A 22809-nucleotide genomic window follows, 5' to 3' on the forward strand; every position below is an offset into this window, starting at 1 on the left:
AAAGCTTAAGTGAAAGTTGATAAGCAAAATTGATTGAATTAGCAATAATTTTTGTTAAAACTTATCTGAAGTTAGACGAAAAAGCTTCCATTCTTCCATAGGAACTGCGCCAATTTTTTTGTAAAAATTTATCGCAGATTCATTCCAATCCAAAACAGACCATTCAACCCTGCCGTAATTTCTTTCTTTTGCGATTGAGATAATTTTATCAAGCAAAGCTTTGCCAACTCCTTTTCCGCGCATTTTTGGTTTTACATAAAGGTCTTCAAGGTAGATTCCAGGTTTGCCAAGAAATGTTGAAAAGTTTTTAAAGAATAATGCTTGCCCAACAATTTGGCCATCAAATTCGGCTATAAGAATTTCAACAAATCGCTCAACACCAAAAAGCGTTTGTTTTAATTCTGCTTCGTTGGTTCTTATTTGATTTGATAATTTTTCAAACTCAGCTAATTCTTCTATTAAAGAAAAGATTGCTGGGACATCTTCTTTGTTTGCAAATCGTATTACAATTTGATTGTTCATGATTTTAGTTTGTTGGAAATGGAAGATTGTCTTTTAAAATATCTTTTATCTTTTTAAAAGGAATTTCTGCCATTATTTCTCCCATTGCATATGGCCCAATTTCATATGGATCAAACTGAACAATCAACGATGTTGGTGTGATATAAAAATCCTGATCATCCTCAAGAACTATTTCATCCTCAAATAATCCTGCTTCAATTAGAGTGCTTGTTTGATATGATTCTAAAATTGATTGTTCACATTCGTCAGTTAAAATATCAAACGAATCTGATTTAATTATATCTTTTAATGTAAGATTTTTACCATCAGACGTTTTAATGTTGTAGCCGAGTGCAAAGTAGTTGCCGTGTGCGCCGCCGGTAAATTGGTAATGATTTAATACAACACTAACAAATTTTTCGGAATTGTATTCTACAGTATAACCGGTTTCAAAAGAGTATTGCATATCATAAGATACATCTTCATAATAAGATGAATCAGATTGAATTTCATCATACCAAGGGATTGATTGCTTAAACTCGTCTTCTAAAAACCTGTTTATTTTTAATTCCACTGCAATATTTTTTAATCCGGTGATTTGTGGATAATCAATATTAATCCAAACAGAACTATCTGCAGTGCTATTGTTGTAATTTGAAGTTTTAATTTCGAGTGTATCAGTCAATAGAATATTTAAATTTAAAGCCTTTAAGTTGTTTGCAAATATTAAAATCGCAAACAACACAAATAATTTTTTCATTTTAAAACCTTTCGAATCAATTAAGATTCCGATCGGTTAATTTTTCTATCAAGAAAATATTTTTCTAAGTACAAAACTCCCGATGCAAAAATATATCCAAAAGCTGATCCGATGATAGCTCCGCCCAAAATATCTGATGGATAATGCAAACCTAAATACACTCTTGAGATTGCAATTAAGGAAGCAATAACAAATAATATCCACTTTAACTTGGGAAATAATCTGTAAAAAAACATTGCAACGGCAAAATTGTTAAGCGCATGATTTGATGGGAAGGAAAATGAACCCGTGCAACCAAGCGGAGTGAGAACATCTGCTAAAACGTTGCAAGGACGAGTTCTTGCAAAAAATTCCTTTAAAATCCTGTAACCTGTTTGATCTGTCACTACAATAAGTAAAATAACTCCCAAAACGGCAAGTTTGCCCCTTGTGCCGCCTTTAACAAAGCTGATGCCCAATAAAATTGTATAAGTAATGTACCAGTTATTAACATTTGTTATGATTGAAAAGAATTTATCTAGAAATGGCGTGGAAATTGTATGATTAAAGAAGTATAAAACGGATAAATCGATAGAATATAAAAAATCCATATGGCTAACTTGTAGTAAAAAAATGTTACTGCTAAGATAGAAATGATGAGTCAATTAATCATATAATTTATGTAGATTTATTATAGACTTTAACAGCAAAAAATGAAAGATAAAAAATCCCTTTTTAGTTTTATTTTTAGCTCAGAGCTTCCATTTTTGAAAGAGAGGTATGATCGTATCAGACAGGAAACGGGAAAATATTTAGTTACACCGCTAAAGGTTATTGCGTTGATGGTAGCCATTTCCGGCATCTTTGCAATGATATTTGAAGTAAGACATCACGCCGAATATTCGTTTGATATTTATTTAGTAAGATTATCCGCCACGCTTGTTGCATTTATAATTTTAGTTTTTCTTACATCAAAAAACGCAACAAAATATACAATTCCGCTGGTACACATTTTATTGCTATCCATCATCGGTTCCTCTGCAATAATGATTTTACTTATTCCCAATTCTTTGATCGTAAATTCGCAAATTGTTGGGTTGATGATATTTACTTCAGCTATGTTTCTTAATTGGGAAATAAAAAATCAAATACTTGTTGCCATCTACTACAACATAGTTTTTGCAGTAGCAATACTTTTTAACGATCAGAAAATCTATTTCTTACCAAATATGTTTGAATCGTTAATATTTGTTTTATTCCTTAGCTTGCTTTCTGTAGTTGGCAGTGCAATAAATTTTAGAATGCGGCTGCAGGTAGCACAAAATGCATTAAGAGTGGAGCAATCAGAAAGAAAGTTTAGAGCTATTTTTAATAACTCAACCGATGGAATTTTCCAATCGACATTAGAAGGCGATTTTTTAACGGCTAATGATTCTTTAGTAAAGATGTTCGGACACGATAGTATTGATGATCTAATAATTACAAGAGTTACCGATTATTATAAAAATAAGTCCGATAGAGATAGACTATTATACGAAGTAAAGAAACACGGTTCAGTAGAAAATTTTATCACAACACTTGTTGATAAAAATAAAGATGACATCACTGTAAAAATGAATGTGCGTTACGTTACCGATGAAGAATCAAATAAAAAATTTCTTGAAGGCACTATTCGTGATGTTTCTGTAGAAGTAAAAGCACAGCACTTGCGTGAGCAGGCTGAGCTTGAACTAAAAGCCGAAAAAGAAAAATCCGACGCACTTGCAAAAGAAGCAATGAAATTAAGTACTGCAAAAAGCAGGTTCCTTGCTAATATGAGTCACGAAATCCGAACACCAATGAATGGTATAATTGGATTCTTATCTTTAATCGAAAATGAATCTTATAGAAGCCACGATGAGCTAAAACAATTTATACGAAGTGCAAAGGTTTCTGCTGAATCACTCCTTGATACAATAAATGCTGTTCTTGATTTATCAAAGATAGAAGCTGGAAAAATTGAACTTGAAAACTTAAACTTTAACATTAAGAAAATTGTAACTCAGGCTATTTCAATTGTAAGCCCAAAAGCAAAAGAAAATTCATTAAACATTACTTCCGAATTACCTGAAGATAAAAATTTAAATTTTGTAGGCGATCCTACAAGAATCAGACAAATATATCTTAACCTTTTAAGTAACGCTGTTAAGTTTACTAAAGAGGGTGAAATAAAAATTGCTGTTAAAACTAATGTTTTAGAAAAAGGTAAGGTAAGAATTAGCACTTCTATTTACGATTCAGGTATTGGAATCCCGGCCGATAAAATTAAAGAATTGTTCAAACCATTTTCTCAAATTACAGGAATTGAAGGAAGCAGTTTAGGCGGAACAGGTTTGGGATTAGTTATTTGCAAAGAATTTACAAGCCTAATGGAAGGAGACATTTCTGTAAATAGTGTGGTTGGTGAAGGCAGCAGGTTTGATTTTAACATTGTTGTTCAGGAACAAGAAAACAATACTTCTCAAACGCAGTCTGAAGAAGAAAAAAATGCACTTGCAGAAATTGAAGAATCTCAGTTTACTGATGCGGATATAAAACTGCATATTGATAAAAGAAAAGGATTTAAAATTTTACTTGCAGAAGATAATCTTATAAATCAAAAAGTTGCAATAAGAACTCTTAACTCGGCCGGATACGAAGTTGATGCTGTAATGAATGGTGAACAAGCTGTTCGAGCACATACTCAGCAGCATTATGATTTGATTTTAATGGATGTGCAGATGCCAGATGTTGATGGATTTGCAGCTACTAGAATGATTAGAGCACTTGCCGAGCCAAAATGTAATACCCCAATTATTGCAATAACTGCACACGCACTTATTGGGGACCGTGAAAAATGTATTGAAGCTGGTATGGATGAATATGTTGCAAAGCCAATGGTTGCAAGAGAAATTATCAGATTGATCGATCACTTTTTAAAAGTTAATCACACAGATAATAAAAAAGTTAAAGATGATGTTTATGATTTAAGGTTGTTTGATTTTGAAAGATTAAAACAAATAAGTCTTGGCGATGAAGTTTTTGAAAAAGATTTACTTACGGATTATTTAGTTGATGCTGAACATAAATTACAATTACTTCGCGAACTTCACTCAACGAATGAAGTGAAAAAAATTATTGATATTGCACACACTTTAAAAGGATCAAGCTATTCAGTTGGTGCAAAATTAGTTGGTGATGAGGCTCTTGGAATTGAGGTTTCTGCACGTAATAATGATCTTGGAAATATTGAGGAAAGATTACCAAAACTATCCAAATCGATTAGAGAAACGCGAGAAGTTCTTAAAAATAAGATTTAAAACTATTACTAGGAGTTTAACCGAAAAACCAAATTGTCATTTCCGCAAAAGTGGGAATCTGCTTCATCTTAATCGATTTAGATTCCCGTTTTTATGAGAATGACAACACTCTTTTAATTAAAATCCTTCATTACCTTTCTGATAATACTTATCGCCAAATCAATTTCATCTTTTGTTATTACTAACGGTGGAGCGAATCTAATAATATCACCGTGAGTTGGTTTAGCAAGCATTCCGTTTTCTTTTAACGCAACGCAAACATCCCACGCAGTTTTTCCACTTTTAGCAGGTTTGATTACAATTGCATTTAACAATCCTTTACCTCTTACAAGAGTAAGATTCTCAAATTCATTTACCATTTTCTGAACTTCTGATCTAAAGTAAGCACCCATTGCAAAAGCATTTTCTGCAAGTTTTTCTTCAATCAAAACTTCTAATGATGCGATAGCAACTTTACAAGCTAAGGGATTGCCGCCAAAAGTTGAACCGTGCTGACCGGGTTTTATCGCAAGCATTACTTCATCATTTGCTAAAGCTGCGGAAACAGGCATTACTCCGCCTGATAAAGCTTTACCGAGAATTAAAATATCAGGTTTAACGGATTCATAATCTGAAGCTAACATTTTACCTGTTCTTGCTAATCCAGTTTGAACTTCATCGCAGATGAGTAAAACATTTTTAGCTTTGCAAAGTTCCTGTGCTTTCTTTAGATAACCGTCATCAGGAACAAAAACACCGGCTTCACCCTGGATCGGTTCAACCATAAATGCTGCAACGTTTGGATCTTCCAAAGCTTTTTCTAAAGCAGCAATATTGTTGTAAGGAATTTTTTCAAATCCCGGTACAAATGGTCCAAATCCCTCGTAACAATCAGGATCGGTAGAAGCAGAAACAGCCATCATTGTTCTGCCGTGAAAGTTCTCATTAGCTACAATAATTTTTGCTTCGTTCTTTTTAATTCCTTTTAGGTCATATGCCCATTTGCGTGCAAGCTTAACAGCAGTCTCTCCACCTTCAACACCTGTGTTCATAGGAAGCACTTTATCATATCCAAAAAGATCAGTAACAAACTTTTCATATTCGCCAAGCACATTATTATAAAATGCGCGTGAGGTTAATGTTAAAGTTTGTGCCTGCTCAATAAGTGTGTTTATAATTTTTGGATGGCAATGTCCCTGGTTAACGGCAGAGTAAGCAGAAAGAAAATCGAGATATTTTTTACCTTCAACATCCCAAACCCAAACGCCTTTACCTTTTGCAATTACAACTTCCAGCGGATGATAATTATGAGCGCCGTATTTGTGCTCTAGATCCATATAATATTTTGAGTTCATAAGCCTTCCAATTTGTTCAAATAATAAAAATTTGCTCTGAAAAATTAGCCCTTAAGCACTGAATAACCAAACCAGATTTAACTACAATTTGATTGACTTTAATGCTTTTATTTCTTTCGTTTGAGGTGAAGTTATTTAATAATTTTTCATTAAGGGGCTTTTATGAAGAAGTTAATGATTGGTTTGTTTATTCTATTCTCTATTCAACTGTTTGCACAAGGTCCGGGTCAACCCTTCAATCCAATGACTGCACCAGGTGCTGAAGGTGTTCACGGTTCCCAACATATTCTAAAGTGGAGGAATCCAATTGAAACTGTTTACAATGAAGTATATTTCAGTGATGATTCATTGCTTGTTGCAAATTTGAGTGATTCTGTTAAAGTATTAAATGGTTATCCTAATACAGCTTATACGCAGATAATGCCGAATTTTGTCAACTACGATTACCTAAAAAAATATTACTGGCGAATTGTTGAACATGATTCAAGTAGTTTTACTATTGGACCTGTTTGGTATTTTAGGACAAGAATTTGGCCTGGAGAAATTGTAGAAGAAAATTTTGATGACTTAAACCTTTGGACTAAAGTTGGACCTTTAGGATTAAATAATTGGGATTTATCTTTTTTAGGATTTGCTGCAGGCGATCCACCAGAACTAGTATTTAATTATTCACCACTTTTTACTGGTAAATCTTACATTAGAATGAATAAATTAATTCCAGGTGGATATGGAACATATATAAGATTCAATCATTTTATATACTGGTTTACAGATACCGTAACTGTTGGTATGGCTTATACTACAAATAATGGAATTTCATGGACCTCCATCTGGGAGAAAAAGGTTACAAATAGTTTAGGAGAACAAATCTTAATAAGCGGAGAAAGTATCCCCGAGATTTTTAACATTGGATTTTATTATTCTGGGAATTCGAACAATATTAATAATTGGTATATCGATAATTTATATATTGGTCATCCAATTGAAACGTATAATCCACCAAATTATCTTGCAGTTCAAGAAGACACTTCAATTCAAAAAGTAACATTAAACTGGTCGCGTGGTTATGCCCCTAGTCCAACATTAGCTTATCAAATAATGCGTAAAGATGGTCTTCCAACCGATACTAACTCATATTATAGTATAGGTTATACTTGTTATGATTCCCTATCATTTGAAGATAGAAGTGTTGAACAAAATCATACTTATACATATAGGCTGCATACACGAGGGGAATGCCCATACTTTATGGGTAGAAGTATTGGAAGTAATGAAGCAACAGCTTATGTTCCTGCAATTATTCCAGTAGAACTAATTTCTTTTTCTTCATCAATTAATGAAAATGATATAACTCTCTATTGGCAAACAGCAACAGAAACGAACAATCAAGGATTCCAGGTCGAGAGACGAGAGACGCAAGACGAAAGAAGTGATGATTGGAATAGTATTAGTTTTGTTGATGGAAAGGGAACTACAACTGAACCACAGTCATATTCCTTTGTTGATGAAAATCTTTCTGCTGGAAAATATCAATACAGATTAAAACAAATTGATTTTGACGGAACGTTTGAATATTCAAATACAATTGAAATTGAGATAAATCAACCAACAAAGTTTTCTTTAGAACAAAACTACCCAAACCCATTTAATCCAACTACCAGTATTCAATATGCAATAAGCAGTAGGCAATTTGTATCACTAAAAGTATTTGATGTTTTAGGTAAAGAAGTTGCAACTCTTGTTAATGAAGAAAAATCAGCAGGAAGTTATGAAATAGAATTCAATTCAGTAGAGACGTTGCATGCCACGTCTTTACCAAGCGGAGTTTATTTCTACCAATTAAAAGCTGGGGATTTCATTGAAACAAAAAAAATGATGCTGATGAGGTAGATTTTATTTGATTTTAAGATATTTATTTCGTTCGTTTGAAGTGAGATTATTTTATAATTTTTCATTCAGGGGCTTTTATGAAAAAGTTAGTACTGCTCTTAGTCATTCTACATTGTGTTATTGGTTATTCACAAAATAATCCTCAGTGGATAATATATGATACCTCAAATTCCAGTGTGCCTTCTAATACCGTAGGTGATATTGTTGTTGATCAGTTAAATAGAAAATGGATTTCATTTTATGAATCTGGAATACTTAAAATAGATACTACTTCCTGGACAGTTTATAATACAAGTAACTCAAATATTCCTACAAATTCTTTTAGTACAATTAGTGTTGATAATGAGTTTAATTTTTGGGGTGGATTAGGAAATCAATTAACAAAGTTTGATGGTACTGATTGGTATGTATATGGCATTCCAGATTCAACATTTCCAGGCCATAGTATTTCTTCAATCCTTTTTGATAGTCTAAATAATGTGTGGTTTCTTAAAAATATAGATTTTCCAATTTCGTCAACTCATTATTTAATGGAATTTAGAGATGATAGCATTTGGTTAACACATCTTTCGTTACAGTTGGCAAACGGTTATCGTCAATTATTATTAAATAATCAATCAATTTGGATTGGCGATGGGGAGGGATTATACTTATTTCAAGATGATTCATTACAATATTTTCCACCACAAAATGGACCGGTTGGTCTTTATTGTACTGATGTTAAAAGTGATTCCTTAAATAATATTTGGTTTGCAACAGGAATGGGAGGTTGGGGTTATTTAGTTAAATTTGATGGAACAAATTATTCCGGTTTTAATTTTATTGCTACCGCAATTGAATTTGATAATGATGGAAATCTATGGATTGGAACCGAAACATTCATAGATTATGCAGAACTAATAAAATTTGATGGCACAAATTGGACTGTATTTAGTACTTCGAACTCTCAATTACCCCAAACTGATTGTTATTAGAGATCTTGCATTTGATAATTTTGGAAATCTTTGGATTGCAACTGAAAATGCAGGTTTAGTTGTTTTTAATGAAAATGGAATCGTTCCTGTTGAACTCCTTACTTTCACCTCATTTGTTATTGATAATGATGTAGTTCTCAATTGGCAAACTGCAACGGAAAGAAATAACCAGGGCTTCCAAATCGAGAGACAAAAAACGCAAGACGAAAGACGAGAAGAATGGAAGAATATTGGTTATGTAAATGGAAAGGGAACAACAACCGAACCACAAACTTATTCTTTTATTGATGAAAATCTTTTAGCAGGAAAATATCAGTACAGGTTAAAGCAAATAGATTTTGATGGAACGTTTGAATATTCAAATATAATTGAAGTTGAAATAGCTCCAACTAAATTTTCTTTAGAACAGAATTATCCAAACCCGTTTAATCCAATTACTAAATATTTAGTATTGCAAATCAACCAGGGAAGAAATCGTTTGTTTATCTAAAAGTTTTTGATGTTCTTGGAAAAGAAGTTGCAACTCTTGTTAATGAAGAAAAAAGTGCAGGAAGTTATGAAGTTGAATTTAATTCAGAATTAAGTAGCAAGAACCTGCCTGCCAGTAGGCAAGGTCCAGCGTCAGGAGTTTATTTTTATCAGCTAAAGGCTGGTGATTTTATTGAGACTAAGAAGATGCTCTTGATGAAATAAATTGTACGGATCGGACTCTGTCCGATCCGAAATGAAAACAATAAATACGCGGAATGGTCGGGAGACCATACCCTACAAAATCATTCACATCTTTATTCCCTTGATTATCGCAAAATGCCCAACTTATTTTTTCCATCAAAACAAAAGATATTGCTTCAAAAGAATATGAATTTTACAATAGAAACACATACAATTTCGCTAAAGAGCAAAGGGGATTGCGATATAATTAATATCACAAATAAAGTTCAGGATGTAATCAGTGAAAACAAATTTATTGAAGGAAGTGCTTTAATATTTGTGCCCGGCTCAACTGCAGGCATCACAACTATTGAATATGAACCCGGGTTGTTAAAAGATTATCCCAATTTTTTTGAAAAAATAATTCCCAAAAATCAAAATTATCATCACGATGACACCTGGCACGATGGAAATGGGCATTCTCACGTTCGGGCTTCTTTGCAGGGCGCATCTTTTACAGTGCCGTTTAAAAATAAATCGTTAATTTTGGGAACCTGGCAGCAGATAATTTTTGTTGATTTTGATAACAGGCCGCGTAACAGGGAAATTATTGTTCAACTAACAGGAATTAAAGAATAAACGTATGAAAAATTTATTAAAAGTTTTTTTATTTGTAATCATTGCTTATTCAATATTATTTGCACAACCTATTACTTTAGAGCCCGTAACTCCAACACAATATGACAGCATTGTAGTTTTTCTTAACACAACATTACCGGGCGCTTCAGAGTTATTAAATTATACCGGTACTATTTATGCACATACTGGAGTTACAACCAACCTTGGAACCTGGCAACATGTAATAGGCAGTTGGGGACAAACAAATCAGCCAGCTCTAACAAGATTAGGTCCCAATCTTTATAAACTTACTGTTGGATATCCAAGAACTTTTTACAGTGTTACAAACTCTTCAGAACAAATTACTCAGCTTGATATAGTTTTTAGAAGCGCAGATGGAACTAAACAGACACGTCCAGATATTTTTATTGATCTATATGAACCGGGATTAAACTTAATTGTTCAGAGTCCTGCAATTAGTATTTATACCTTAGATCCTCCGGTTTCCGGGGCATTCGTAAAATTTGGAGAAACTGTTCCTATTATTATAAATGCTGTTGAGCTTGGAACAAAAGTTTCTACATTAATTCTTTCTGTTGATGGAAATCAAGTTGCACAAACAATTTCAAATAGTATAACATACAATTTTATACACTCTAGCTTTTCGGCTGGCCCCCACATAATAAAAGCTGTAGGAATTGACACCGCTGGTTTAGTGGATTCCACTTCATTTATATTGTTTTCCAATCCTGCATATACTAACGCTCCATTACCGGCGGGATTAAGACATGGCATTAATTATACGAGTGCAACAACTTTAACATTAGCACTATTTGCACCATATAAAGATTTTATTTATCTGATTGGTGATTTTAACAATTGGAGACCCGAAACCAATTATTTTTTGAATCGTGATTCTGTAAATGATGATAGTGTTGTTTGGTGGATTGAAATTAATTCACTCAGCCCGGGTACAGAATATGCGTATCAATATTGGGTAGATGGGGAGATAGTTATAGCAGATCCGTATAGTGAAAAAATACTTGATCCCCAGAATGATCAGTATATTCCCTCAACAACCTATCCAAACCTTAAACCTTATCCCACGGGTAAAACGGTTGGACCTGTTGGTATCATTCAAACAGCTCAATCTGAATATCAGTGGCAAGCAACAAACTACCAGCGGCCCGCAAAAGAAAAATTAGTCATTTATGAACTGCTGGTTAGGGATTTTTCTACTCAGCAAAATTATCAATTTTTAATTGATACTTTATCTTATCTAAAATCCCTTGGAGTAAATGCGATTGAATTAATGCCGATTATGGAATTCTCAGGAAATTTAAGCTGGGGATACAATCCCAATTATCACACTGCTGTTGATAAATATTATGGAACTGCAAATAAGCTTAAAGAGTTTATAGATCTTTGTCATCAAAATGGAATGGCTGTTATACTTGATATGGTTTTAAATCAAGCTGATTATATTTCGCCTCTTGTAGCTATGTGGTGGGATAAAACAAACAGCAGACCAGCTGCAAATAGCCCTTATTTTAATACAGTGGCAACCCATCCGTTCAGTGTTTTCAATGATTTTAATCATGAGAGCACTGCTACTAAATATTTTGTTGATCGCGTAAATGAGTATTGGTTAACAAAATTTAAATTTGATGGTTTCCGTTTCGATCTTTCAAAAGGGTTTACACAATTAAACAGCGGAGGAAATGTTGGGCTTTGGGGGCAATATGATCAATCAAGAATTAACATTCTTAAACGAATGGCTGATAAAATTTGGGAACTTGATTCAACTGCTTATGTTATTTTAGAACACTTTGCCGATAATAGCGAAGAAACAGTTCTCTCAAATTATGGAATGATGTTATGGGGAAATCTTAATCACGATTATAATGAAGCTACTATGGGATATGCTTCAAACTTCTCCGGAATCTCTTATAAAAATCGTGGATGGACAAATCCCAATTTAGTTGGATATATGGAAAGCCACGATGAAGAAAGAATGATGTATAAGAATTTAACTTACGGAAATTCCTCAGGCACATATAATATTAAAAATTTAAATGTTGCTTTAAATAGAATGAAACTAGCAGGAGCATTTTTCTTTACAATTCCAGGTCCAAAATTAATGTGGCAATTTGGCGAGCTTGGGTATGATGTTAATATTGATTTTAACGGGCGAACAGGAGAGAAACCTGTTAGGTGGAATTATCTTGATGATGATAGAAGAACTAATTTATATAAAGTGTACCAGGCTTTAATTAATCTTAAAAAAAATTATGATGTTTTCAGCACATCTACATTTAGTCTTGATGTTAGTTCTTACAGATGAAGAAGATTAATTTATATCATTCTTCTATGGATGTTTTTATTGTCGGTAATTTTGGAGTTACAGAGCTTTCAACAAATCAAAATTTTACTCGCTCGGGTTGGTGGTATGATTATTTTAGCGGTGATAGTATAAATGTAACAAATCTATCAGAAAGTATAACATTAGCAGCAGGTGATTTTAAAATCTACACAACAGCAAAACTGCCAACACCCGAAGCTGGAATTCTTTTGGATGTTGAACAGATTGATGAGCAGATTCCTGTTGAGTATTCTTTACAACAGAATTATCCAAATCCATTTAATCCAAGTACTGTTATAAGATATAGTCTGGTTTCACCTTCGCTTGTATCATTAAAAATATTCGATGTACTTGGCAGAGAAGTTAGGAATTTAGTTAATCAAGAACAGGTAAATGGTGTTTATGAGGTTAGCTGGAATGGCGATGATGAACTCGGCAACAAAGTTAGTACAGGAGTATATTTCTATCGCATTGATGCAGGAGATTTTGTTCAAACAAAAAAAATGATGCTGTTGAAGTAATTAACAATGTACAATGTATAATTTATAATTAAGGCACAAGCAATTGTGCCTTTTTTTATATAATGACTAAGTGAAATAAAAATCTTATAATTGATTAAGACATTTTCATCGAATACTATGAAACGCATAAAAATCTTCGGCAGAGAAATAATTGATGAGAAATCAATAGCTCAAATCGAAAGATGCACATCTGAAAATGATATTGGCGTGCTTACTTCGGATGCTCATTATGGTTATGGCCATCCAATAGGTGGAGTTGTTGCATATAAAAATAAAATTTCTCTTTCGGGAGTTGGGTTTGATATTGCATGCGGCAACAAAGCTGTAAGAACTGATATAAAAGCAGATGAAATAGAGCTTCCCAAAATCATGAATGAAATCTATAACCAAATATCATTTGGGATTGGAAGAAAAAATAATCAACCTGTTAAACACGAAGTACTAGAGAAAATATCTTCAGCCAACTTTAAACCTCAAAGAAAACTTATCAGTCTTGCCAAAGAACAATTAGGTACCGTAGGTAGCGGCAATCATTTTGTGGATCTATTTAAAGATGATGATGGATATTTATGGATTGGTGTACATTTTGGTTCACGTGGATTTGGACACAGAACAACAATGGGATTTATTGCGTTATCACAAAATTTATCCTTTGAAGATAGAGCTAAAGAAGGATCGATGGATTCACCACCGATTTTGTTTGATATAAAGTCGGAGCTAGGACAAGCATATTTAGAAGCAATGAACCTTGCTGGCCAATACGCTTACGCTGGAAGAGACGAAGTTGTAAAATTGGTGTTAGAGATTCTTGGAAATCCAAATGAAACTTTTGAAGTACATAATCATCATAATTTTGCCTGGCGAGAAAACCATTTTGGAGAAGATTACTGGGTTGTTCGTAAAGGCTGCACTCCAGCATTTCCCAATCAATTAGGCTTTATTGGTGCTAATATGATGAATGATTCGGTTATCATTGAAGGATTAGATTCTGAATTATCAAAAGAAGCATTGTACTCAACAGTTCATGGTGCTGGCAGAACAATGTCCCGCAATGAAGCAGCAGGAAAAAAGAAATGGATTAAAGATAGAGATGGAATTAAAAAACCAGTGACAATTGGAAAAGGTAAGGTAAATTTTGAAAAAGTTAAAACGAATCTAATGCAAAAAGGAATTGAGTTGCGTGGCTCAGGAGCTGATGAAGCGCCGGAATGTTATAAAAATCTTGAAGAAGTTTTAAGGTATATGGGAGACACAATTAAAGTGCTTTACAATCTCCATCCAATAGGGGTAGCAATGGCTGGTTCTGATATCTATGATCCTTATAAAGATTAAATTATCTAATGATTTGCATCATCTTTCATTAAACAAACCTCATCTTCAAGTTCAATTTCAATTGTAAAATGAGTCATCTTTAGGTCCTCAAATAATTGCTTACACTTTGATTTTATTTTGACAATCTCTGCACGGGTAGTAGATCTTTCCACAATTAAGTGTGTTGTAAGAATATGATTTGCCCCATCTAAAGACCAAACGTGTGTATGATGAGATGAAATTACTTTTTCAATACTTTTAAACTTGTTGTCAATGAAATCTATATTTATGTTTTCCGGAGTCGCTTGTAAAAATAGTGTAATCGTTTTTTTTAGATTGATCGTAACATTATACAAGATGTATAATGTGATAATTATTGAAAGTACTGCATCAAGAATGTAGGTTTGCCAAAACAGCAATGTTGTAGCAACTGCAAGAATCGCAATCCAGCCTAGCACATCTTCCAAAAGATGAAGCATCATTACACGCGCGTTCATAGAGTCTTCATTTTTTAATTTGAACACTGCGGCACCGTTTACAATAACTCCAACAATTGCAAATAATATCATTCCCTCTGCGTTAGTAGCTTGTGGTTTTATTAATCTTGGAACTGCATTTGCAATTACAAAAGTTGATCCGATGATCAATACGATTGCATTAATTAACGCACCTAATAATGAAAACCTACCATAACCATAGGTAAATTTATTATCACTTTTTTTGTGAGAATATTTTTCCAAATACCATGCAAGCCCAAGTGAAATTGAATCACCAAAATCGTGCAGTGCATCCGAAATTATAGATATGCTGTTTGTTAAAATTCCACCAATGATTTCAAAAATTGTAAATCCAAAATTGAGCAGAAAAACTGTTCTGAAATTTTTTGATGAATTGGAATGAATATGATTGTGATTATGAGCCATTTGTTAATCGTGCAATTATTATAGAAGCTGCGGATGAAACATTTAATGATTCTGCTCTGCCTTTACCGGGAATTGTAATAAAATCATCAGCAAGATTTTTAACAATTTCAGAAGGACCTATAGATTCATTAGAAAAAGTTAATATTGATTTTTTATTTGAATTATAAGAAAAAATATTTTTGCCCTTAATATCTGCACATATAATCTGATAACCATTGTTTTTAAGATTAGATAAATCATTAGAAAAAACTTCATCATAAATATTAAGATGAAAAATTGATCCCATTGAAGCTCTAACTACTTTTGGATTCAAATACTCAACAGATTGATCGGTAATTAAAATATTGTGCAACCCAAACCAATCGCAGGTTCTAATTATTGTTCCAAGATTTCCGGGATCTGAAACATTATCAATAAGAACTATTAACTTGTCTTTAAGTTCACTAAGATTATTTTTGGGATAATTCTTATTAAATACGGCTGCGATACCTTGCGGAGATTTTGTATCGGATATTTTTTGAAAGTCGATTGATTTTAATTCTTCAACTCGATTTGTCTTTTTTCTTAAAATATTAATAACATCAGGAAAAGAATCTATAAATGCAGGTGTAACAATAACCGTATCGCATTTATAACTACTGTTCAAGCCTTCTTCAACAATTTTTAATCCTTCAACGATAAATTTTTCTTCCTGTTGTCTGAATTTTTTTATTAAAAGAGAAGAGAAGTATTTTAATTCATTTTTAGAAATCATAAAAGAGTATCATATTTCTGATTAGTATTTTCACTTTCACCTTCTTTAAGCGTTTTAAGATATTCCCACGAATATATACCCGTGTTGTGTCCATCTTTCCACCCGATTTGTATTGCATAATCTCCAACTTCATCGATGCTTATTACTTTATACATTTCTGGTGAAAGCATAGTGGGTTTTGGTGGGCGATAAGTTTTAAATAAGATCGTTTCACCTTTGCAACCAGCACAAGGACATTCATCCCGCAAATATTTTAGCGAAATAATTGATGAATTTCCATCATTCCAGACTAACGAAAGCTTATCTTTATCTACAATCTTTATTTGTTTTGGTTTCATTTAATTCTAAAAAATTTATAATGTTAATAACAAAATAACACATTATTAAAGATTATGTAATGTAAATTTATCACAACACTATTATTTTTGTTTTAGCTATTACTAACAGAAGGATATTTTAGACTTAATGGAATTATTGTTTGTTTTTGTAATGATACTGTTTGCAAATTTTTTATTGGCTGCCGCAGAAATTGCTTTAGCTGCTTTTGGTGAAACTAAAATTGATGAACTAAAAGAAAACTCAGATAAGTATGTTCCATATTTTGAAAAGTTAAATGAAAATCAGGAACAAGTTTACAGCAGTATTCATCTTGCATTTACCTTTTTAACGGTGCTGACTTCAATTATCGGTTATTTTTTATTTTCAAACTGGATTTATCCTTCGCTTTTATCTCTACTAAATTTATCATCGATTTATTCAATCGGAATATCAATTCTCACGACAACAATTTTAGTGACTCTATCAATTTTAGTGTTTAATGTGCTTGTTCCCAAAGCCATCGCTTATCGTTATTCGGATTTTATTGGTAAACGATCTATAAAAATAGTTTTACTTTTATCTTCAACCCTAAAGTTTGTTACTGAAGCCATAACAGCATTAAGCAATATTATTTTATTACCGTTTAAAGAAAAAATAAATTTCTCACAAGAACGTCCATCGGAAGATGAAATACTTGATATAATATCGGATGGTGTAAAATCAGGTACGATAGATGAAGCAGATCAAGAGATAATTGAAAACATATTTGAGTTTAATGATCTTAAAGCAGATGAAGTTATGATTCCACGAACTGAAATGGTTGCAATAAATCTAATTGAAGAAGATGAAAAAAATATAGCATCGATAATAAAAACAGGTCATACATTGGTCCCAGTATTTGAAAATTCTTTAGACAATATTATTGGGATACTTCATACAAAAGATGTGATGAAATCTATAATTGAAAAGAAAAAATATTCTCTAAAACAACTTCTTCGTCCTGCATATTTTGCCCCTGAAACAAAACTAATTTCAGAAATATTAAAAGATATGCAGAAGCAAGGTGAGCGAATTGCCATTGTTACTGATGAATATGGAGGTACAGAGGGCGTGATAACGATGGAAGATATTCTGGAAGAAATAGTTGGCGAGATTAAAGACAAAACTAAAAGCGAAGTTCAGGATTACAGCGTTTCGCCAGAAGGAAAATTTTATATACTTGGTTCTATGGTTATTGATGATTTTAATGAAACATTTAATATTCAATTAGAAGAATCAGATGAATATAATACGGTTGCAGGTTTTGTTGCATATAAGACTGGAAAAATTTTAAATCCAGGAGAAAAATTTGATTTTAAGAATTTAACTTTTGAGCTAATAAAAAGATTCGTCAGAAAATGGTCCAATTCAAAATTTTTGATGAAAAGGGGACTTTTGGTATTAAAACATCAGATCAATAAAATCTTTCAAAAAAATTGCAAAGAAATTGAATAAATACTATTTTTGGCTCACAAAATTTGAAACGCTGGCATAGCTCAATTGGTAGAGCAGCTGATTTGTAATCAGCAGGTTGCGGGTTCGAGTCCCATTGCCAGCTCAAGAAACCTCGAAAATGAAAGATTTTCGGGGTTTTTTTATTTCTGAGAAAAATGAATTTCGGTAGTATTTAATGAAATTGACCTCAATTGACCTACCTTTTTGACCCTTACTATGGCAAACACTATGGCTCTTTTCAATGATCGAAACCACTGAAACGAGACAGAAACTTTCCAATATTAACTAGATTCTTAATATTTTATTTGAGATGGATTACCATTTCAAATTTAGACTATGGCTTTACTATGGCTCTCAACCATAATTATGTCATTTTGATTATTTTTCACATTCTATTTTCAGATTCTCGAACGTAAATTTTGAGTGTTATTTGTGCCTGTAATATAGCTTGGGAGAGTCAGGGACTGTTTTCACCTTCCGAAAAACTTCATTGTTAGCTCAAAATAGCATTTATTTTAAAAAGAGGAACCATTTTGGTACCAGCTTAATATTATTGGCAGAAACAAAGAGCAATACTAATCAGTGAATATATTTTAATCGCTTTATAATTATAAATAACCATCCTTCCATTTAAAACTTTCTTTACCGATCTTTGCAATACACTAATGGGTATAACAGTGGAGATCCTAGGATTAGAAAAAAAATATTCAGAACTTGTAATCTTCCTTGAAGCACCTTCCTCCAAGCGAACTAAATTATTAAGAATTTCAGAATTCTTTAGTTTAGTGCTTTCCAGTTCTAATCTTAATTTAACAGAAGCATACCTTTCCGATCATTTCGCAGAATATCTTTCGTTAATTAAAACCATCAAGATCAGAGGGCTTAACCTGGATGATTTAACTTTTATTCGGGACCAGTTTATAAAAGTATGTGAATTGGATTTTTTAACCAACTATAAATCTGACATGGCAGAAGCTCTTATAATTTTAAAGAAAAAATATGAATTAATGTGTTCCTGGTTAGATGGAAGTAATGAAGATATTTCAAGAAGCATTATTTATTTCCCGGTGCTTGAAAAAAATATTAAAGAGAAGTTACTTGGATTTTTAGAAATATTAAAAGTTCAGGTTATCGATGGAGAGAATCAATTTAATATTGAACCGGCTGAATCAGAAAATGATACTCAATTACAAAATCAATTGCATTTATGCTGGGATAATGCAATTGAGTATTGCAAAAACACATCAAGAAAATCAAAGAATCACACACTGTTGAACTAAGATGTGAGAATAAACTTGGGGTATACGTCGGTAATTCACTGGGCACAGCATTAACTCTTGCATTTATTGAAGCAATACTTAAACATTACAATTCAAAAACCATAGTTAACATTAATGGCTGTATTGCGGTTACCGGGGGAATTGATAAAAATTCTAAAATAATATCAACAAGTAAATCAATTATAGATACCAAAGTTGAATTCGTTTTCTTTTCAGACGCGCAGATATTTTGTGTTCCGAAAGTTGATGAGATATGGGCAGAAGATAAACTTGCTCAACTTATTGTAAAATATCCAAATAGAAAATTAAAAATCATTGGATTAACTGACCTTGAAGATTTATTAAGCAGAAGGAACATTGTTGATATTCATAAAAGAAATATCATTGAGCGATTTGTATTATATGCTTACAAAAAATGGAAAAGTATTCTGTTAGCGATGGTACTTACGGTAGTTTTTATTTTTTGTTTGCATTAGATTTTGATAATAATCCAGCAATGTTTCATCAAGAAGGAAATCTCCTAAGTGTCCAGAATCGAAATGGTAAAGACTTGTGGTCGATACACTTAAATTTTGATCAAAGAGATGGGTCTAATGATAGATCAAGATATAGCAGAAAAATAATTGATATAAATAATGATGGTGTGAATGAAGTTATTATAGCAGAAGAAGAAATGAATTCTGATTCTTATGATAATGGAAGAGTTGCTTGCTTTGATAAAAATAAAAACCTTATCTGGGAATATAATTTTAGAGATACTGTATCAACATTTAGGAAATGGACAAACAACTATCAGATTTCAATTATTGATACTACCACGATAAATAATACAAAAGTTATTTTACTTATGGCCCGCAACATTCCCAATTTTTCTAATGCAATATTTAAACTTAATGTTGTTACTGGAAAACGATTTGATAGTACAGCCACATTATGGAATGCCGGTGCCATTACAAATGCGATGATTGGCGATTTTAATAAAGACAATATTAAAGAAGTTATTGTTGCCGGGATGCATAATGGATATGAAAAAGCTATTTTATTCTCAATTAATCTTGATAATTTAAAGGGGCAAACACCAGCCCCTGACCGATACAAATTCAAAAATATACCCAAAGCTGTAATTAATGAATTTGTTTTATTACCCCATACTGATTATGGTAAACTCTTTAGCCGTTCAAACATAGTTTTATTGAACGGTCTATATTACGCCCCTAGTTCAAAGGAAATAGTTATTTCTGTTCGTGATGGGCAAGATAAACCGATCATATTTTATTATGGGTTTAGTAATGAATTAGATTTCCAATGGGTTGATTGTGCCGATAATGCTCAACAGGTAAGAGACTCGCTTGTTTCGCAGGGAACACTAAAACCTCCTTATACCAATACAGATGAATACTTTAAGATTCTAAAAGATGAAATAAGATATTGGGACGGTAAAGAATTCATTTCAAAGGGATATTGAAATTCTAGTTTGCTAGAATTAAAGAGTAGCTAAAGCTAAAATTCAATTTTAACCAGATCAGCATCTATTGCCTGGCCAATTTTCAATGGTTCGGTATTATCATTAAGATGGTATTTAAGATTTTGGGGTTCGATAATAATGTGAAAATCTTTTAAGATCTCATCGTGAGTAGAGAAAACAAACACCTTAGTTGTACTGCCGTATGTAAGAACTTTAATAAGATAATCCTTACCGTCATCTACAAATGTTTTTGTAACCATCTTTGGTGCTGTATTATTTTCTGATGCAGCGGCTAAAACTAAATGATTTGGTTTCTTGTTTTTTAATGGTTCATGCATAGGGTATAGAATAATAACACTTGGCAATTTGTAAGATTTTTTTTTTTAGAAATTCTTTCTTTTAGTAATGGTGATATTTCTTTATCCAATGCAGATTTCATCTCTTTATAAAAAATTACAGCTACTGAAGAATCTTCAATTGAAGACAAAAATGCTTTTAGCTCCTCACGAACAGACTCCGGGAAGAATACAAAATTAAATATGTCACGTTCCGTTACTTTCAAATTACTTTATTCCTTTGTCTATTATATAATTAAAAAAAATGCTGATTCGGAAAGTGTATTAATTTTTCTCTTGTAGATTGTCAGCAATCACAGATTTTGTTACTCTAACCAGGTACTCGAGGATATTATGGTAATTATCTTTGTAGGCTTCTTTACTCAAATCTTTAATATAGGGGGCAAGATAATCATATAATCCTGGATTTATCCCGCCATTTTTCAAATCTACTGATATATCGGTCAACGCACTTCTAATAGATTTACTTTCTGAATTATTTAATTTTCCATTTGCAGTATAGGAATTATCTAATTTCTTTAATGCAGATTTTAGTGCAAAGTCTACGATCTCATCCATTTCAAATTGTTTTCTAGTCATTTCAGAAGATTTGATTAATACATATTCTGAAAAGTTGATATGTTTTAACTTGTAAACAAGATCATTTAATGGAATTGCGGAAACGAATTTTGTTTCTGTCTGAAGATAGTTTATCAAATTTGAAAAAAGTTTTTTCTTATTTGCAAAAAGATGTGTAGGTAAATTTTCAAACTCCTGCTGACTAATGAATAATGTATCTCTAATTTCATCATCACTTTTTATAATATAAGTCTTACCTAATGATTGAGATTTTTTATATCCCTGAGTCTTGATAAGATAATTAACTGAATCAAGAATTTTGGAAAAGAATGGATCTTCTTCCTTAAGTAAAGAATAAATATGCTGTTCAACCCTACTAGCAACAATTTTATTTAGGAAGTATAAAGCATCTTCCTCAGTTTTTATAGCGGGCTGCCAGTTATTAAAAGATGTCCGGATTGAAATATTCTGATCTTCTTTTTCTCTAACGAACAATGGTGCGATAGCATCAAGAGCAAATTCCTCAAAACTAAGTTCTTCGTTCTGTAAAAATTTATAAATTTTTCTATAATTACAATGAAGATATGAGAGAGCAATCGATTGACAAATTTTAATAACGTTATTTAGAAATAGATCAGAATCCAGATTTGTTAAAAAGACTAATATTTCAGAATTCTTCTTCATAAGGGAAATGAAGATAATAAAAGTTAATTAATAATGCCCGTTTTCTTATTAAAATAAAAAATGCGTTCAGATATTTATTGACAGCTGACAAATAAAGTTAGTTTTCAGGTTCTATATACTAAGTCCATTCCATACAAAGTTTTAGTAAAAATTTATATAAGCGGTGGTCAAACTGCTTTATTATTTTTTTAAAATATTCAAAAAAAATTATAATAATTTTCCGAGCGAATAGAGATTAAGTATATATATCTTCTGCTAGGGTAACAAGCTAAACTATTTCATTCTTAGTAGGGATCCCTTGTTAGTAGAATTAATAAGCATTATTGTAATTTGTATTTCATTCAGTATTCCTGTCGAAGGCGTATCCACGCATACTTATATAAATTCAGAGATATTTACAACACAACAAGTTTGGTTATTAAGGTGAAAGAAAATGTAAAAAAAAATATCAAAGACTCTGAGTTTTTAGAAGTTATTCTTGGTTGTGGTTTGAATTATATCCTTTATAAAATAATACGTGAAGGTAGAAATATTTTTGTGCCCGATTTAAATAAAATTAATAGGGATGAACTACTATCCCTGCAATTGGAAAAATATTAATAGGAGGAAGAAATGAAACTTGATTCAAAACATCCTCCCTAAAAAGCGTCTGCAGAAATCCCGTTAAATTTAAATAACTGCTGAGCGGTACTCGAGCAATAAAATTTAACTAAAGAAAACTGCAGACAAAAGTTTTTA

At 32.2% G+C, this 22809-nt stretch carries 22 protein-coding genes, 1 tRNA gene and 1 pseudogene; 14 read left to right on the forward strand and 10 right to left on the reverse strand.

What is annotated here, in order from left to right; translation table 11 throughout:
* Positions 1-54: 54 nt before the first annotated feature.
* Genes IPJ23_18920 through IPJ23_18930 form a run of 3 tightly spaced genes read right to left on the reverse strand, consistent with a single transcriptional unit; the run spans position 55 to position 1851 of the window.
* A complete protein-coding gene (locus tag IPJ23_18920) occupies positions 55-522 on the reverse strand; it encodes a GNAT family N-acetyltransferase (protein MBK7632716.1) in 468 nt (155 codons plus the stop codon).
* 4 nt (positions 523-526) lie between these two features.
* Positions 527-1261, reverse strand: a complete 735-nt coding sequence (locus IPJ23_18925) for a DUF3298 and DUF4163 domain-containing protein (protein ID MBK7632717.1) — start codon at positions 1259-1261, stop codon at positions 527-529.
* 20 nt (positions 1262-1281) lie between these two features.
* On the reverse strand, positions 1282-1851 hold the full coding sequence (locus IPJ23_18930) for a phosphatase PAP2 family protein (protein MBK7632718.1): 570 nt from the start codon (positions 1849-1851) through the stop codon (positions 1282-1284).
* Between the two features lie 102 nt (positions 1852-1953).
* Between IPJ23_18930 and IPJ23_18935 the strand changes: the two genes are divergently transcribed.
* Positions 1954-4578 carry a response regulator gene (locus IPJ23_18935; GenBank protein MBK7632719.1) on the forward strand — a complete coding sequence of 875 codons (2625 nt, stop codon included), beginning with the start codon at positions 1954-1956 and terminating at the stop codon, positions 4576-4578.
* Between the two features lie 113 nt (positions 4579-4691).
* On the opposite strand, the gene rocD is transcribed toward IPJ23_18935, so the two are convergent.
* Positions 4692-5912 carry an ornithine--oxo-acid transaminase gene (rocD, locus tag IPJ23_18940; protein ID MBK7632720.1) on the reverse strand — a complete coding sequence of 407 codons (1221 nt, stop codon included), beginning with the start codon at positions 5910-5912 and terminating at the stop codon, positions 4692-4694.
* A gap of 1248 nt (positions 5913-7160) precedes the next feature.
* Here rocD and IPJ23_18945 point away from each other — a divergent pair.
* The 7 genes and pseudogenes from IPJ23_18945 (at position 7161) to IPJ23_18975 (ending at position 14260) form a co-directional block, all read left to right on the forward strand.
* The gene (locus IPJ23_18945) at positions 7161-7802 is read left to right on the forward strand and encodes a T9SS type A sorting domain-containing protein (GenBank protein ID MBK7632721.1); all 642 of its coding nucleotides are present in this window, start codon (positions 7161-7163) and stop codon (positions 7800-7802) included.
* Positions 7803-7879: 77 nt separating this feature from the next.
* On the forward strand, positions 7880-8776 hold the full coding sequence (locus IPJ23_18950; protein MBK7632722.1) for a hypothetical protein: 897 nt from the start codon (positions 7880-7882) through the stop codon (positions 8774-8776).
* Positions 8712-9469, forward strand: a pseudogene (locus IPJ23_18955) (T9SS type A sorting domain-containing protein). Before IPJ23_18950 ends, IPJ23_18955 begins: the two are co-directional and overlap by 65 nt.
* Positions 9470-9634: 165 nt before the next feature.
* Positions 9635-10066: a YjbQ family protein gene (locus IPJ23_18960; GenBank protein ID MBK7632723.1), complete on the forward strand. Its 432-nt coding sequence runs from the start codon at positions 9635-9637 to the stop codon at positions 10064-10066.
* A 4-nt stretch (positions 10067-10070) separates the two neighbouring features.
* Positions 10071-12389, forward strand: a complete 2319-nt coding sequence (locus IPJ23_18965; GenBank protein ID MBK7632724.1) for a hypothetical protein — start codon at positions 10071-10073, stop codon at positions 12387-12389.
* Positions 12386-12928, forward strand: a complete 543-nt coding sequence (locus IPJ23_18970) for a T9SS type A sorting domain-containing protein (protein MBK7632725.1) — start codon at positions 12386-12388, stop codon at positions 12926-12928. The genes IPJ23_18965 and IPJ23_18970 overlap by 4 nt, the downstream gene beginning before the upstream one ends.
* Positions 12929-13045: 117 nt before the next feature.
* Positions 13046-14260, forward strand: a complete 1215-nt coding sequence (locus IPJ23_18975; protein ID MBK7632726.1) for an RtcB family protein — start codon at positions 13046-13048, stop codon at positions 14258-14260.
* Between the two features lie 5 nt (positions 14261-14265).
* Here the strand turns inward: IPJ23_18975 and IPJ23_18980 are convergent, their stop codons facing one another.
* Genes IPJ23_18980 through IPJ23_18990 form a run of 3 tightly spaced genes read right to left on the reverse strand, consistent with a single transcriptional unit; the run spans position 14266 to position 16254 of the window.
* The gene (locus IPJ23_18980; GenBank protein MBK7632727.1) at positions 14266-15162 is read right to left on the reverse strand and encodes a cation transporter; all 897 of its coding nucleotides are present in this window, start codon (positions 15160-15162) and stop codon (positions 14266-14268) included.
* Entirely contained in the window at positions 15152-15916 is a 765-nt protein-coding gene (locus IPJ23_18985) for an RNA methyltransferase (protein MBK7632728.1), read from the reverse strand. The genes IPJ23_18980 and IPJ23_18985 overlap by 11 nt, the downstream gene beginning before the upstream one ends.
* Entirely contained in the window at positions 15913-16254 is a 342-nt protein-coding gene (locus tag IPJ23_18990; GenBank protein ID MBK7632729.1) for a DUF971 domain-containing protein, read from the reverse strand. The genes IPJ23_18985 and IPJ23_18990 overlap by 4 nt, the downstream gene beginning before the upstream one ends.
* Positions 16255-16381: 127 nt before the next feature.
* On the opposite strand from IPJ23_18990, the gene IPJ23_18995 reads away from it, so the two are divergent.
* The 5 genes from IPJ23_18995 to IPJ23_19015 all read left to right on the forward strand — a co-directional run bounded on the left by IPJ23_18995 (position 16382) and on the right by IPJ23_19015 (position 20473).
* On the forward strand, positions 16382-17728 hold the full coding sequence (locus IPJ23_18995; protein ID MBK7632730.1) for an HlyC/CorC family transporter: 1347 nt from the start codon (positions 16382-16384) through the stop codon (positions 17726-17728).
* Between the two features lie 30 nt (positions 17729-17758).
* Positions 17759-17831: transfer RNA gene (locus tag IPJ23_19000), tRNA-Thr, on the forward strand.
* 562 nt (positions 17832-18393) lie between these two features.
* Positions 18394-19008 carry a hypothetical protein gene (locus tag IPJ23_19005; protein ID MBK7632731.1) on the forward strand — a complete coding sequence of 205 codons (615 nt, stop codon included), beginning with the start codon at positions 18394-18396 and terminating at the stop codon, positions 19006-19008.
* Positions 18960-19484, forward strand: a complete 525-nt coding sequence (locus IPJ23_19010) for a hypothetical protein (protein MBK7632732.1) — start codon at positions 18960-18962, stop codon at positions 19482-19484. Before IPJ23_19005 ends, IPJ23_19010 begins: the two co-directional genes overlap by 49 nt.
* A complete protein-coding gene (locus IPJ23_19015; GenBank protein MBK7632733.1) occupies positions 19424-20473 on the forward strand; it encodes a hypothetical protein in 1050 nt (349 codons plus the stop codon). The genes IPJ23_19010 and IPJ23_19015 overlap by 61 nt, the downstream gene beginning before the upstream one ends.
* 35 nt (positions 20474-20508) lie before the next feature.
* Here the strand turns inward: IPJ23_19015 and IPJ23_19020 are convergent, their stop codons facing one another.
* The 3 genes from IPJ23_19020 to IPJ23_19030 are packed head-to-tail and all read right to left on the reverse strand — an operon-like array spanning position 20509 to position 22071.
* Positions 20509-20811 (reverse strand): hypothetical protein, encoded by a 303-nt coding sequence (locus IPJ23_19020; protein ID MBK7632734.1) that lies wholly within the window; start codon positions 20809-20811, stop codon positions 20509-20511.
* Positions 20796-21035: a hypothetical protein gene (locus IPJ23_19025; protein ID MBK7632735.1), complete on the reverse strand. Its 240-nt coding sequence runs from the start codon at positions 21033-21035 to the stop codon at positions 20796-20798. Before IPJ23_19025 ends, IPJ23_19020 begins: the two co-directional genes overlap by 16 nt.
* Before the next feature lie 58 nt (positions 21036-21093).
* Complete coding sequence (locus IPJ23_19030; GenBank protein MBK7632736.1) at positions 21094-22071, reverse strand: hypothetical protein; 978 nt, start codon at positions 22069-22071, stop codon at positions 21094-21096.
* A 423-nt stretch (positions 22072-22494) separates the two neighbouring features.
* On the opposite strand from IPJ23_19030, the gene IPJ23_19035 reads away from it, so the two are divergent.
* Positions 22495-22671, forward strand: coding sequence for a hypothetical protein (locus tag IPJ23_19035; protein MBK7632737.1), 177 nt, complete (start codon positions 22495-22497; stop codon positions 22669-22671).
* Positions 22672-22809 lie beyond the last annotated feature (138 nt).

Source organism: Ignavibacteriales bacterium, from assembly GCA_016709765.1.
Classification (GTDB): Bacteria; Bacteroidota; Ignavibacteria; order Ignavibacteriales; family Ignavibacteriaceae; genus IGN3.

What these genes read in the sequence shown, in the direction of transcription:
- IPJ23_18995 (MBK7632730.1), top strand. Translation starts at nt 16,382, where the DNA reads ATGGAATTATTGTTTGTTTTTGTAATGATACTGTTTGCAAATTTTTTA.
- IPJ23_19005 (MBK7632731.1), top strand. Translation starts at nt 18,394, where the DNA reads ATGGGTATAACAGTGGAGATCCTAGGATTAGAAAAAAAATATTCAGAA.
- IPJ23_18960 (MBK7632723.1), top strand. Translation starts at nt 9,635, where the DNA reads ATGAATTTTACAATAGAAACACATACAATTTCGCTAAAGAGCAAAGGG.
- IPJ23_18990 (MBK7632729.1), bottom strand. Translation starts at nt 16,254, where the DNA reads ATGAAACCAAAACAAATAAAGATTGTAGATAAAGATAAGCTTTCGTTA.
- IPJ23_18970 (MBK7632725.1), top strand. Translation starts at nt 12,386, where the DNA reads ATGAAGAAGATTAATTTATATCATTCTTCTATGGATGTTTTTATTGTC.
- IPJ23_18920 (MBK7632716.1), bottom strand. Translation starts at nt 522, where the DNA reads ATGAACAATCAAATTGTAATACGATTTGCAAACAAAGAAGATGTCCCA.
- IPJ23_18925 (MBK7632717.1), bottom strand. Translation starts at nt 1,261, where the DNA reads ATGAAAAAATTATTTGTGTTGTTTGCGATTTTAATATTTGCAAACAAC.
- rocD (MBK7632720.1), bottom strand. Translation starts at nt 5,912, where the DNA reads ATGAACTCAAAATATTATATGGATCTAGAGCACAAATACGGCGCTCAT.
- IPJ23_19030 (MBK7632736.1), bottom strand. Translation starts at nt 22,071, where the DNA reads ATGAAGAAGAATTCTGAAATATTAGTCTTTTTAACAAATCTGGATTCT.
- IPJ23_19020 (MBK7632734.1), bottom strand. Translation starts at nt 20,811, where the DNA reads ATGCATGAACCATTAAAAAACAAGAAACCAAATCATTTAGTTTTAGCC.
- IPJ23_18975 (MBK7632726.1), top strand. Translation starts at nt 13,046, where the DNA reads ATGAAACGCATAAAAATCTTCGGCAGAGAAATAATTGATGAGAAATCA.
- IPJ23_18930 (MBK7632718.1), bottom strand. Translation starts at nt 1,851, where the DNA reads ATGGATTTTTTATATTCTATCGATTTATCCGTTTTATACTTCTTTAAT.
- IPJ23_18980 (MBK7632727.1), bottom strand. Translation starts at nt 15,162, where the DNA reads ATGGCTCATAATCACAATCATATTCATTCCAATTCATCAAAAAATTTC.
- IPJ23_18965 (MBK7632724.1), top strand. Translation starts at nt 10,071, where the DNA reads ATGAAAAATTTATTAAAAGTTTTTTTATTTGTAATCATTGCTTATTCA.
- IPJ23_18985 (MBK7632728.1), bottom strand. Translation starts at nt 15,916, where the DNA reads ATGATTTCTAAAAATGAATTAAAATACTTCTCTTCTCTTTTAATAAAA.
- IPJ23_18935 (MBK7632719.1), top strand. Translation starts at nt 1,954, where the DNA reads ATGAAAGATAAAAAATCCCTTTTTAGTTTTATTTTTAGCTCAGAGCTT.
- IPJ23_18945 (MBK7632721.1), top strand. Translation starts at nt 7,161, where the DNA reads ATGGGTAGAAGTATTGGAAGTAATGAAGCAACAGCTTATGTTCCTGCA.
- IPJ23_18950 (MBK7632722.1), top strand. Translation starts at nt 7,880, where the DNA reads ATGAAAAAGTTAGTACTGCTCTTAGTCATTCTACATTGTGTTATTGGT.
- IPJ23_19015 (MBK7632733.1), top strand. Translation starts at nt 19,424, where the DNA reads ATGGAAAAGTATTCTGTTAGCGATGGTACTTACGGTAGTTTTTATTTT.